The organism is Lysinibacillus canaveralius, from assembly GCF_047301505.1.
Lineage (GTDB): Bacteria > Bacillota > Bacilli > Bacillales_A > Planococcaceae > Lysinibacillus_B.
In genome coordinates, this window is record NZ_CP154840.1 from 2871949 (window position 1) to 2884520 (window position 12572).

Sequence of the window (12572 nt, forward strand, 5' to 3'; positions counted from 1 at the left end):
TCTTATAAATCCTCCCAAGTCTTAATACCTTTTCGTTTTAGTTCATTAAACACACGGCGCTCCACAAAACGGTTGAAGCGCGTCACAAAACCATCCGATTGCGCAACCGGACGTACTAAAATTGTATATAGCTTTTGGCGTTTTGCTCCCATGACATCTGTCAGCAATTGATCGCCTACCATCGCCACTTCTTCACGTTTCAGTTTTAGACGGACAAGCGCCTGATAAAAACCCTTTCCTAACGGTTTTCGTGCACGTGAAATATACGGGATGCCTAAAGGCTCCGCAAAACGTTTTACACGCTCTTCATTGTTATTAGAGGCAATAACGATGCGAATACCTGCATCCTGCATACGCTTAAACCAAGCAGCAAGCTCTTCTGTTGCATCTGCGCGATCCCATTCAATCAGCGTATTATCCAAATCCGTTATGATTCCACGGAAACCCATTTCTTTTAGTTTTTCTGGTGTAATATCGAATACAGTCGATACAAATTTATCTGGCAATAAATGATTATACAAACCTAAATCTCCCTCACGTTCATAATTATTGATTATAGCATATTTGCAAACGCTTGACCCATCCGAATGGCAGTGCCGGATGCAACATTCTCGCAAAACTCTATAGCATCTTCTTCAAACAGCATCACAACTGTCGAACCAAAAGTAAAATAGCCAACTTCCTCTCCCTTTGACCATACCTCCGTCACATTCGTCAACTGAATGGAATTGACAAACATCGCTCCCACTTTAATAAAGGCAGTGTGTCGATTTTGCGCATATGCAAGCTCACTAATCATACGATAATTATGGCTGATTGGTTTCTTGCCATACGTCAAGCCAAACTGATTCACCGGATAGGATTTTTGACCAAGTACGTACTGGCGGACTACATCCCCATTTACCGGGCTATGGATACGGTGATAATCAGCAGGACTCAAATAAAACACAATATATTTTCCATTTTGGTATCTTGCTGCACGCTCCTCACTGCCGAGCAGATCCATCAGGGAATATGGTTTATCTTTTACCATTAGTGTCATACTATCCCGAATATCACCAAATGCCTCAATTTTCGCGTCTACAGGACTGGCAAACACCTTTTCACCTTCTGCAATCGGACGAACACCTTCTTTCAGTGATCGTGTAAAAAATTCATGCAAGCTCTTAAAATTCTCTACGCTTTTTGAAACTTCTTCTATATTAATCTCGTATACTTTAGTGTAACTTCGAATAAACTTTTTACTAAGTGCTGATGTTGTCAGCTTTTTTAGCAGAATTGAGCTTTGTTTTCCATTTGTAAGCTCAATCATGGATTGATAGATTCTTTCTTTCATCGGTATTCCCCCAACTATAAATCAATTACGCCTCGGCATAATTGATTCGGCTTTGTGCTTGTACAAAGAAGTGTATTCCGAATCCTGGATATCCGCCAAAGGCTTTCACATATTTTGGGCGAGCGTCAAAACACCCGCTGAAATGCAGTATAACTCAGTATTTATCTCGCCACCTTTAGAGATGGGAGACTTGTGCTGAAAGAAGGTAAAAGGTTATTATAATTGTTTATGAGAACGTTGGAAAGCAATTTTCATATAATTGATGTGAGAACAATCTTTCTTACGTGCCCATTTCAGAGTATAATAAAATAATAGTAAAGTGCAAAGGAGTGTTTCTAATGTTTCTTCTTCATAAGGTCGACGTAACCTTGAAGAAAATAAAATCGAACGCTGCTAATTTAATTACAATACTAAACATGTCGTTTGGTGGTGCGGCTATTATGGCCACATTGAACGAATTATATAGTTATAGTGTGTTATTTATATTTATTGCGGCATTCCTCGATCGCTACGACGGCAAGGTGGCGAGGAAATTCAATCAGGAGTCCGAATTGGGAAAACAGCTTGATTCCATGGGAGATATTATTTCATTTGGTGTGGCGCCGGCTTTATTGATGTATGAAATCGCATTAAGGGATTTCGGCGGTGCTGGAATGTTTATGGCGATTCTTTATATTTCATGCGGTGCACTTCGACTGGCCCGTTTCAATGTAATGGATTCAAACGGTTACTTTGTGGGACTGCCCATTACAGCAGCCGGTACACTTCTGACACTTTCATTTTTCTTTTTCAATACTTTATCACCGGTCTTTTATATGTTCTTATTCCCTATCTTGGCCGTATTGATGATCAGTACATTTACTTTAAAGAAAATTTAACTAAAAGGTTGCGCAAGGATTTATGCGTAGCCTTTTTTCATTTTCTGCGCTTTTTCGACATATACTGCGAAAAAGGAAAGGATGGCTTCGTGGGCATCATGGTATCACTTCTTCAGCTATGGCTAGACTTCCCTTCGTTAGTTGGGTACTTAAAGGGGCAGGCTTTTTCCAAACCATTCACGCGTGAAGAAGAAAAGCAAGTACTTGATCGTTTTTTAGCCGGTGACGAGCAGGCCAGGCTCGATTTAATCGAACGTAATATGCGGCTTGTTGCACATGTCGTGAAAAAATTTCATCCGCCACACGAGCAGCTCGATGATTATATTTCCATCGGAACAATCGGTTTAATGAAGGCTGTGGCAAGTTTTACCCCGAATAAAAAAACACGGCTCGCCACGTATGCAGCGCGCTGTATTGAAAATGAAATTTTGATGCATCTGAGGGCCCAAAAAAAGGTCCAAAAAGATGTGTCACTATTTGAACCGATCGGTGTGGATAAAGACGGGCAGGCTTTGCAGATACGGGATTTACTTCAATTTGAAGAGAAACCCACAATTGACCAAATTGAGGAAAGGGAGCGCCACCAGCAGCTGTATCAGTATTTAAAAGTTCTTGATGCACGGGAGTTGGAAATTATCACCTTACGCTATGGATTAAATAGTGTAAAACCATTAACACAAAAGGAAATTGCCAAACAATTGGATATATCAAGAAGCTATGTTTCCCGCATTGAAAAAAGAGCACTTGTAAAGTTGTACCAGCAATTTAAGCATCAAACGTAATACTTTTCTTTTTAGATAAAATTGACGTGCAAAATCCATTGAGCTCGTTTGAATTGGTAATCCCATTTCTGTAACACCTTTAACTTATTATGTATTAGCAATGAAAAATGCGCATGAGAAATGAATAGTTTGCATGCGCATTTCAGCCTGTTGGCAAACATTTTCAAGACAGAGTACAACTTCACTAAAAAATTATCTGAAGAAATGTAAAGACAAAGTCAAAAACTGACTTTGTCTTTACTCTGAAATTCGCATTTTTTATTGCTTATAGTCTGCTACATCGGCTGTTATGAACAGCATTAAAACCGCCGTGATTCCCATTGCAAGTGTCATGAAAAATACCATACCTTTACCTCCTCAGGTTGATTTTCTTTCATCGTACCATGGGAAGAAAAAAATGACTGTGATTTTTTTAACACTTCGAAGCGTCTCATATAGCAAAATTTCAGTAGAATAGAGACATACTGATCCAGCAGAAATTATAGTTTCTCAATCGCTTTTAAAACAATAGCTGTTGAGTGTTTCGCAGCGACTGGCAGGAATTCATCAAAGCTGACGTTTGATTCTTTGCCTGCAATATCAGATAGCGCTCGGATTACTACAAATGGCGTATCAAACTGATGGCAAACCTGCGCAACAGCTGCCGCTTCCATTTCCACGGCCTTCATTTGCGGGAAATATTCTCGTACCTTCTCTACACGTTCCGGATCGTTCATGAATGCATCTCCCGAGCAGATTAATCCGATACCATATTGGTGCTCTCCTACCTCCGTTACTGCTTCACGGGCTACCTCCATTAATTTCATATCAGCTTTGAATGCTGCAGGCATTTGCGGCACTTGTCCCATTTCATATCCAAAGATTGTTACGTCAACGTCATGGTGGCGTACTTCATCAGAAATAACAACTGCCCCAACCTCAAGCGCTGGGTCATATCCACCTGCAGAACCTGTATTAATGACGACATCTGGTTTGAACGTATGTAGTAATACTGTTGTTGTCATGGCTGCATTTACTTTACCGATTCCTGACTTTAGCAGAATGACTTCCTTTCCTTTATACGTTCCAGTTGTGTACTCACTGTTTGCAATTGTTTCAGTTTTTGTGTTTTCCAATGTAGCACGAAGCTGTTCTACTTCCTGCTCCATTGCTCCGATTACGGCAATTTTCATTAATAGTTCCTCCATTTCAAGACACTCTACTTAAAATAATCAATCAAGTAGATATATGTCAAGCTAATATGTGCCTTCAAGCGTATTCAGCACTTCTACCTGCTGAGGCATCCATCCTTGACCATCTATCCATTCGATTGCTACTCTAAATTTTTGTACTTTGTCATTCGAAGAGATGACTGCAATCGCTGATTTAGCATTGCCATTATTTTTTATAGACCAGAGGATACTTTCCTGTTGTTCAAGCGGAATGACAGAATAAATCGCATTCAGCTTCTCCTCATAATCAATATGCCCTTCTGTAAACGTCGACGTGTGGTCACCTGTTTGTGCTGTTGGATAAGGCTCCCACGCGTCATTTGTCCACACTTCATCTACTGCAGGCTGATTCGAAGAAGAAACAGTCGGAGCGCCGCTATCAGATTCTGTAAGCTCTTCCTCTGCCGGCTCTTCCTCTTGAGTGGATGGCTGAAGATCTGTCTCTTCAGAATCCTCTTCTATCCCCTCCTCGCTTTCTTCCTCTTCTACTGGCTTTTTATCGACCGGTGTTTCCTCAGCAGACTCTTCTGCTATCTTCTCGTCTTCATTTCCAGTAAAAATCACAATCAAGCTAATTACGATTAATACTGATACAATCCCGATTAAGTAATTCAAGGTGCGATCCATTTTATAGTCTTTACGTCTTTTTGTACGTGTAGCAGGCTGCGGGTGGTCCAATTGCTCTTTCTCTTCTTTACTCATATATAATCCCCCTTCCTGAAGTCATTTTACCAAGATTGGATAAGACATGCCTACTAGAAGCATACCTATTCTCTTACTCAAATGGCACTTTTAAAATTGCACTTCTCATTTTAGGAAACCTTCCTTACTATAGGACTGCCAAATAAAAAAGTTGTTCCCGTAAACGAATGGGAACAACTTATTATATTATTTAATCTCTACAATCACGACTTCCATTTCTCCACCAGGTGTCGTAATTTTTACTTTATCATTCACCTTATGACCCATTAATGCTCTAGCCATTGGTGAATCGTTTGAAATACGGCCTTCTGATGGATCAGCTTCTGCAGAACCGACGATTTTATAGGATTCCGGCTCACCTTCAGGCTCCCCATCTTCCAAAACATCAAATGTTACCGTACGGCCAAGCGATACTAAAAGTTCCGTATTGTCATCCTGCTCGTCCGAAATAATTAGGGCATTACGAAGCATGGATTCAATCGTAGAAATACGGCCTTCTACAAACCCCTGCTCTTCTTTTGCTGAATCATATTCAGAGTTCTCAGAAAGGTCACCAAAAGAGCGGGCAGTTTTAATACGCTCTACAACTTCTTTACGTTTTACCGTTTTTAGGTATTCTAATTCTTCCTCTAACTTCGCTTTTCCGTCCAATGTCATTGGATATTGTTTTTCATTTGACAAAATGCTCACTCCTTCATCTTCCTTGAAAACATTACTATACACCTTAGTGTTTAAAATGCAATCGTTTTCTTAAAGAAATAGTTATACATAGCATAAAACCCGACTATTAGCTATGTATATGACGACGCACGTCCAAAAAGACATGCGTCGTCATCAATGCTTATAGTCGAATTTCATGAGTATGTTAATGAATTATTATTTTGTTTTATTCAAATATATTGAATGTAAATATTGTCAATACCAATACATCATATTATACAATCGAGTCAGTTTCAAGAATTGTTTTAATTTTTGTAACCATCAAATCAATTGCAACCCCATTATCCCCGCCTTCCGGGATAATGACATCTGCATATCGCTTTGTAGGCTCGATAAACATATTATGCATTGGGCGGACTGCAGTCAAATACTGCTCAATAACTGAATCAGCTGTACGTCCACGTTCCTTAATATCGCGCTGGATTCGTCGGATAATGCGTAAATCCGGGTCAGTATCTACAAATAGTTTAATATCCATCAGTTCTCGCAGGCGCTCGTCTTCTAATACAAGAATACCTTCTAGGATGATGACATCTTTCGGATCGACATGAATTACTTCATCAGCACGCGTATGATGTACATAATCATATACCGGCTTGTCGATTGCCTGACGGTTCAAAAGCTTGTTAACATGATCGATCAATAGGTCTGTATCGAACGCTAGCGGATGATCATAGTTTGTTTCCAACCGTTCTTCAAACGTCATATGACTTTGATCTTTATAGTAATAATCCTGCTCGATAACAACCACAGAATGTTCGCGGAAAACTTCATAGATGGCGCGCGTCACGCTTGTTTTACCTGAACATGATCCACCGGCGATTCCGATGACTACTGGACGCTTATTCATTACTTCTTGTTCTCCTTTCGCATCATGTTGTATGCATGAAGCGGTCGATCTACTTTAAATTTGATAATTTGCAGCGGATGGCGAGCAACGTCTAATTCGTTGCCATCTTTATCCCAGATCCGTTCCACTGTCATCTGGAATGTTTCAATATCAGGTCCAAAGAATTCAACTGTATCACCTGGCTTGAAGTAATTACGCTGCTCCATTGTTACCATTTGCGTCTCTTCATCATAATCAAGCACAAGGCCGGCAAAATCCCATTTTGGTTTAGAAGCATGGAAGCCGAACATTTGCTGCTTGTAAGTTGGTTCTGATTCGAAGAAAGAGGAAGCAGTTGCACGGATTGCACAGCGGGACAGCTCTTCCAGCCACTCTTTTTTAATCTGGAAGTTCTCCGGATCTGCACAGTATGCGTCAATTACTTTACGATATACAGAAATAACTGTCGCTACATAGTGAATTGATTTCATACGGCCTTCGACTTTTAAAGAATCGATGCCAAGCTCGATCATATGAGGAATCGATTCGATCAATTTCAAGTCTTTTGGACTCATGGCGAATGGCGCATCGCCCTCTTCAAATAACGGCACTTCTTCACCGTCTTTATCTTCATATAGATCGTAATCCCAACGACAAGATTGACAGCAGCCTCCACGGTTTGAGTCACGTGCTGTCATATGATTTGAAAGAACACAGCGTCCGGAATAAGCAATACACATCGCTCCGTGAACAAATGCTTCGATTTCAATATCCACTTCCTCTTTCATTTTGCGCATTTCCTCTGCGCCCACTTCACGTGCCAATACAACACGGTGAAGGCCTTCATTTTTCCAATATTTCACGGCTTTCCAGTTTGATAGAGACTGCTGGGTTGAAAGGTGGATTTCGAGTTTCGGTGCAACACGGCGGCACGTTTCGATGATTAGCGGGTCTGCTACGATGATCCCTGTTACGCCAGCTCCTTCAATTGCCTGTAGATATTCTTCAAGCCCGTCCATATTTTCATTGTGGGCAAAGATATTTGTCGTTACGTACACAACAGCGCCGTATTTCTTAGCAAACTCTACCCCTTCACGCATTTCTTCAATCGTAAAGTTATCTGCGTTTGAGCGTAGACCGAATTCCTGACCGCCGATAAATACCGCATCCGCTCCGTAATGAACGGCTATCTTAAGTTTTTCCAGGCTGCCGGCCGGTGCAAGCAGCTCAGGCTTTTTCACAATGACACGTTTGCCTTCTTTTGTTTCACGAATTTTTTCGTTTTGAATTAACTGCAGCATGTAAACCGCTCCTTTCTAGTAAACTGTTTCCTTGAAGATGAAGCCAGTATCGAGTGGACGCAATGCTGGTTGAATTTCTTCAATTTGTGCGAGTAAATCATCTTTGATATCTTCGTACGCTTCTTCACCTTGCTCGAAGTATACATCGATTGCCTGGCGGTATAAGCCGGTTACTTTGACAATGTATTCATATGAATGAAGAATACCATCAAATTTTAATGAGTCGATACCTGCCTCGAACAGTTCACCTAATTCGTCAATAATACACATATCGTTTGGCGAAAAGATATGTGTGCCGTTTACATCCTCGTAAATCGGGTATTTATTTTTACGTTCTTTATCATGAAGGAACATGCTTTTGTTTTCCTTACGGTTTTCCACTTCCATCACTTGATCGCGGTACAGGAAGTAGTTGCCTAGTAGTGAACGTTTTGACTGGAACATACAAGTCATGCCATGTACTTGAACTTCGATTTCTGTTTTTGCGTTTTCTTTAATTTCCAGCACTTCATCCAAAGACAGCTCACGTGCTAAAACAGCACGCTTACTGCCGCGTTCTCCCCAGTAGTTCACTTGGAACCAGTTTGTAGCAATTGTTTCAGGATTCCAGTGCAGCGGAATTGTAATACCTAACTCGCGTACGGCCATTACAACCGCAGGATCGCCGAAAAGTAAAGCATCAACCCCGATTCGCTGCATTTCCTTTAAGTATTCATCTAAAGCTTCTAATCGGTCATTGTGGAATAATGCATTCACCGCTACATATACTTTTTTCCCGGCAGCATGGATTAGTGTTGTTGCTTCTTCTACTTGTGCAACATTGAACTCTCCTGCCAAACGCAGACCAAATTTCTGTTCTCCAATTACAAACGCATCTGCACCGGCCTCAAGTAAATCTTGAACATGTGCAACTGTTTGCGGCGTTACTAATAATTCTGGTTTCTTCACCCTTGTCACCTCTTCAAACAAATTAACAAGCCGTCTCCGACCGGGAAAAAAGCACACGTATAATCCGGATGCTGCATAACCCAATCCGTAAACGTCTTTAAGTTTCGAATCATCGTTCTTTTTCGTCTTGGCACTTCTTTAATTTCTAAATCTGATAAGCCATGCATGTACATATTATCAATGTACAATATGCCGCCTGATGGTACGAGCGGTGAATATTTTTCAAAAAACTTTTGATATTGGCCTTTTGCCGCATCAATAAAGACAGCATCGTATGAAGGCTGAAATTGGCCTACCTCTACCTCTAACGCATCGCCTTCCACGATTGTAATGCGATCAGCCACTTCAGAACGCGCAATAAATGCACGTGCATAGGCAACACGGTCCTCGTCCCGCTCAATTGTGACAATTTTTGCATCCGGCAGCGCTAATGCCATGCGCATAGCTGAATAACCGATAGCTGTACCGATTTCCAAAATTGTTTTTGGTTTTTGGATTCGTAATAGTTGATTTAATGCTTCAATTCCCGAAAGCTGCATGATCGGTACATGATGCTCTGCAGCAAACTGCTCCATCTCCAGCAGTAATTCATTTCGAGGCTGAATAAAGGATTCAATATAAGCATCAGATAATTCCATCTAAAAAACCCCTTAATTAATCAAAAAAGTGCATTCATGACATTCCAAGTAAGTAAAATTGACTACTTCTTAGTAACCGACATAAAAGCCTGGATATTACTCGATATAGAAAGTTCTAATCATCCTACAAAGTAATATACAAACAAAAAAGACGAAACGGTATGTTTACGTCCATGAGTTGTATTGCTATTAAGGACAAAAAATCACAATTTATAATAGCACGAAAATAGAAGGAATGCGAATAATCTTTACTCGATTCCTTCTATCTCAGCACGAATGCTACTTTATATATTTTGATACATTACTTAAATGCTCTTCATATGTCTTCGCAAAATGATTGTTTCCATCTTTATCTGCAAGGAAGTATAGATAGTCTGTATCGCTTGGACTAATTGTTGCTTCAAGCGACGTTTTTCCCGGTGCAGCAATAGGGCCTGGTGTCAGACCAGTGTTTTTATACGTATTATATGGATCCTGCACTTCCAAATCTTCATATAATACACGGTCCTTATGCTCACCAAGTGAATAGAGGACAGTCGGGTCCGTCTGTAATGGCATATCTATATCTAAACGATTGTAGAATACGCTGGCAATTGTTTCACGGTCAGTAGAAGCTGTCGCCTCTTCTTCCAATAAGGAAGCAAATGTAACAAATTGGTGGACTGTCATATTACGTTCTTCAAAGCCAGCTTTATATTCCAGCACCATTGTATTCATCGATGAAATCATCGTACGAATAATATCTTCAAGAGGCGGCTTCTCTACATAGAACGGATATGTGGCTGGATATAAATAGCCTTCCAGCGCATAGCGAATATTCTCCTTTAAAATATCTTGAGTCAATAACTGCGGGAATTCTCCCATCATTGTTTCGATAAATGCCTTATCTGTAACCTTCGCCATGAATTCTTCGGCTGTATAGTCCGTTTTCTTTTCAATTACCTCAGAAATTTGTACGAGCGTTAAGCCTTCTGGCACTGTAAGGGTAAATACAGGCTCCCGATACACTTTGCCTGTTTTTAAACTCTCAATAATTTCATCAAGCGTCATCGCCTTTGACATAGTATAATTACCGGCCTGGAATGACGATTCATTTTTAAACTTTGCATAGTATTTAAAAATCCGCGCATTTTTAACAATCTCATTTTCCTCTAGTATTTGGGAAATTGTCGTTACACCTGAACCCATCGGAATCTCAATAGCTACTTCCTCTTCGGAATCCGGATCCATAGGTTCAAGTGCTGATTTTATGTAGCTGAAGGCTATGAAGCCGCCAATTGCAAAGATTAATAAAAATGCTAGGGCTATGATTGCTACGAGTTTACGCACGACTTTAACCTCACTTTTACGCTCTTTCATCTTTTCCATCATTTCTTGTTTCATTGACTCTTTATCCACGGGTTCCCCCCCTTTTTCTCTCTCAATATGATACAAGATTTTCATTAGGGAGACAAACAAAACCTAAAAAGCCCTCCTCAAGCCTGTTGAGGAGGGCTCAAATTTACCTTGAATCTACCGGGTAATCAATTATTTTTCTGTTGATAGAGAAGCAAGCACTTTTTCCACCATGGCCCATTCTTCGTCTGTTTCAATCGGCAGCAAGTCAGCCACAGCACCATTCTCATCTGCAACATAAGCAGATGCAAATACTTCCTGTTTCTCTTCATCATCAGCTAAGCCGTAAAATAAATAGTTCTTTCCGTTTTCTTCAAAACGATATAATACCTCACAGACGATTTCTTCTCCGTCTTCGCCCATAACGGTAAAGTAATTTAATTGGTCTTCACCAAACTCGGCAAAAACTGTATTGAGCACCTCTTCCACCATTGCCCACTCTTCTTCTGTTTCTAAATCTTCAAAATCAGCCATTTCACCGTTTTCATCAAGCTCATAACGAAGCGCCGTTACATCTGAAATACTTTCTCCCTCTTCATTTACAAGGGTAAATAATACATAAGAATGGTCATCTGTTTCAAAGTTAAAAACCACTCGGCAGCGCTGTTCTTCACCCGCGTCATTTTTCAAAATAAAAATTTGTTCGTCCATTTCATCTGCCTCCTAAATGTAGAAAACAGAGCGAGCGTCATGCCCACTCTGTTACGTTTAATAACTACTGAAATTTAGTTTAGCTCTATTAAGGAGTATTTTATATACTCCTATGCAGAACTATTCTTCGTCTTCCTCTTCTTCTCCCAGCTCGTCTTCACGCTGCGCCAGGAAATCTTCGATGAATTCCCACTCTTCATCTGATTCAATCGGAAGAAGCTCACCATCTTCTCCATTTTCCGATGGCTCGAATGCATAAGCGTGGATTTCCACATAACCGTTCTCATCCTCTGAGCCTACAAGTGAATACAGTACATAGTTTTTATCGAAACGCTCAGAGTACACTGTATCTAGAATTTCACATAGTTCCTCTTCACCTTTGTCATTGATTACCGTTAAATAGCGTTCTTCGTTTTGTTCTGACATATTAAACCCTCTTTTCCAATGATTTTGCTGCTGTCGCTCCACTTTCGGGGGAGGACAATTAATTTTTGCTGTCTAAATAACCTTGAAGGATCATGACAGCGGCCATTTTATCGATGACCTGCTTCCGCTTTTTCCGACTGACATCCGCCTCAATCAGCATTCGCTCTGCCGCCATAGTTGTTAGACGCTCGTCCCAAAGCTTTACCGGCAGTCCAAACGTTTCTTCCAAAAGCTTTTTATAGTTTTCGGAAGCTTCGCCGCGAGGTCCAACTGTGTTATTCATGTTTTTCGGATAGCCGACAACAAATTCTGTTACAGCATACTCCTTGGCAAGCTCTTTAATTCGCTCAATACCGAATTCGCCTGCTTCCTCATCAATCTTCACAGTTTCGACCCCTTGTGCCGTCCAGCCAAGAGCATCGCTAATTGCAACGCCGACTGTTTTCGTGCCGACGTCTAATCCCATAATTCTCATTTGTTCGCCTCAGTATTCTTTTTAATATAAAATTTTACGAGCTCCTCGAGAATTTCATCACGCTCGAGTTTGCGAATTAGATTACGTGCGTCCTGGTGGCGAGGGATGTAGGCCGGGTCACCGGATAAAAGATAGCCTACAATTTGGTTCGTAGGGTTGTAGCCTTTTTCCTCCAATGCTGCATACACCTTCAGCATGACTTGCTTTACTTCTTCTTCCATTGATTCTTCAGGGAAATTGAATTTCATCGTTTGATCAAAAGAACTCAAGAATCCGCACC

The 12572-nt window shown here is 40.7% G+C and carries 16 protein-coding genes; 2 read left to right on the top strand and 14 right to left on the bottom strand.

Annotated features, from left to right (window positions below; genetic code table 11):
• Positions 1 to 2 precede the first annotated feature (2 nt).
• Both AA0Y26_RS14650 and AA0Y26_RS14655 read right to left on the bottom strand, forming a co-directional pair.
• Positions 3 to 521, bottom strand: a complete 519-nt coding sequence (locus AA0Y26_RS14650) for a YqeG family HAD IIIA-type phosphatase (RefSeq protein WP_413362827.1) — start codon at positions 519 to 521, stop codon at positions 3 to 5.
• Positions 522 to 553: 32 nt separating this feature from the next.
• Complete coding sequence (locus tag AA0Y26_RS14655) at positions 554 to 1336, bottom strand: phosphatidylserine decarboxylase (protein ID WP_413362828.1); 783 nt, start codon at positions 1334 to 1336, stop codon at positions 554 to 556.
• 338 nt (positions 1337 to 1674) lie between these two features.
• Here AA0Y26_RS14655 and pssA point away from each other — a divergent pair, with 338 nt between their 5' ends.
• The gene (pssA, locus tag AA0Y26_RS14660; protein ID WP_413362829.1) at positions 1675 to 2214 is read left to right on the top strand and encodes a CDP-diacylglycerol--serine O-phosphatidyltransferase; all 540 of its coding nucleotides are present in this window, start codon (positions 1675 to 1677) and stop codon (positions 2212 to 2214) included.
• A 98-nt stretch (positions 2215 to 2312) separates the two neighbouring features.
• The gene (gene sigK / locus AA0Y26_RS14665; RefSeq protein WP_413368227.1) at positions 2313 to 2996 is read left to right on the top strand and encodes an RNA polymerase sporulation sigma factor SigK; all 684 of its coding nucleotides are present in this window, start codon (positions 2313 to 2315) and stop codon (positions 2994 to 2996) included.
• A gap of 479 nt (positions 2997 to 3475) precedes the next feature.
• On the opposite strand, the gene mtnN is transcribed toward sigK, so the two are convergent.
• The 12 genes from mtnN to AA0Y26_RS14725 form a co-directional block, all read right to left on the bottom strand.
• Entirely contained in the window at positions 3476 to 4168 is a 693-nt protein-coding gene (gene mtnN / locus AA0Y26_RS14670) for a 5'-methylthioadenosine/S-adenosylhomocysteine nucleosidase (protein ID WP_413362830.1), read from the bottom strand.
• Between the two features lie 63 nt (positions 4169 to 4231).
• Positions 4232 to 4909 (bottom strand): YrrS family protein, encoded by a 678-nt coding sequence (locus AA0Y26_RS14675; protein WP_413362831.1) that lies wholly within the window; start codon positions 4907 to 4909, stop codon positions 4232 to 4234.
• Between the two features lie 186 nt (positions 4910 to 5095).
• Entirely contained in the window at positions 5096 to 5590 is a 495-nt protein-coding gene (greA, locus tag AA0Y26_RS14680) for a transcription elongation factor GreA (protein WP_413362832.1), read from the bottom strand.
• A gap of 253 nt (positions 5591 to 5843) precedes the next feature.
• Positions 5844 to 6479, bottom strand: a complete 636-nt coding sequence (gene udk / locus AA0Y26_RS14685; protein ID WP_413362833.1) for a uridine kinase — start codon at positions 6477 to 6479, stop codon at positions 5844 to 5846.
• Positions 6479 to 7759, bottom strand: coding sequence for a peptidase U32 family protein (locus AA0Y26_RS14690; protein WP_413362834.1), 1281 nt, complete (start codon positions 7757 to 7759; stop codon positions 6479 to 6481). The genes udk and AA0Y26_RS14690 overlap by 1 nt, the downstream gene beginning before the upstream one ends.
• A 15-nt stretch (positions 7760 to 7774) precedes the next feature.
• On the bottom strand, positions 7775 to 8707 hold the full coding sequence (locus AA0Y26_RS14695) for a peptidase U32 family protein (protein ID WP_413362835.1): 933 nt from the start codon (positions 8705 to 8707) through the stop codon (positions 7775 to 7777).
• Positions 8708 to 8712: 5 nt separating this feature from the next.
• Positions 8713 to 9345 (bottom strand): O-methyltransferase, encoded by a 633-nt coding sequence (locus AA0Y26_RS14700; RefSeq protein WP_413362836.1) that lies wholly within the window; start codon positions 9343 to 9345, stop codon positions 8713 to 8715.
• 279 nt (positions 9346 to 9624) lie between these two features.
• A complete protein-coding gene (gene mltG, locus AA0Y26_RS14705) occupies positions 9625 to 10743 on the bottom strand; it encodes an endolytic transglycosylase MltG (RefSeq protein ID WP_413362837.1) in 1119 nt (372 codons plus the stop codon).
• A gap of 129 nt (positions 10744 to 10872) precedes the next feature.
• Positions 10873 to 11391, bottom strand: coding sequence for a DUF1292 domain-containing protein (locus tag AA0Y26_RS14710; protein ID WP_413362838.1), 519 nt, complete (start codon positions 11389 to 11391; stop codon positions 10873 to 10875).
• Between the two features lie 120 nt (positions 11392 to 11511).
• Complete coding sequence (locus AA0Y26_RS14715; RefSeq protein WP_413362839.1) at positions 11512 to 11817, bottom strand: DUF1292 domain-containing protein; 306 nt, start codon at positions 11815 to 11817, stop codon at positions 11512 to 11514.
• Positions 11818 to 11875: 58 nt separating this feature from the next.
• On the bottom strand, positions 11876 to 12292 hold the full coding sequence (ruvX, locus tag AA0Y26_RS14720) for a Holliday junction resolvase RuvX (RefSeq protein ID WP_413362840.1): 417 nt from the start codon (positions 12290 to 12292) through the stop codon (positions 11876 to 11878).
• On the bottom strand, positions 12289 to 12561 hold the full coding sequence (locus AA0Y26_RS14725; protein ID WP_036156695.1) for an IreB family regulatory phosphoprotein: 273 nt from the start codon (positions 12559 to 12561) through the stop codon (positions 12289 to 12291). Before AA0Y26_RS14725 ends, ruvX begins: the two co-directional genes overlap by 4 nt.
• Positions 12562 to 12572: the final 11 nt, after the last annotated feature.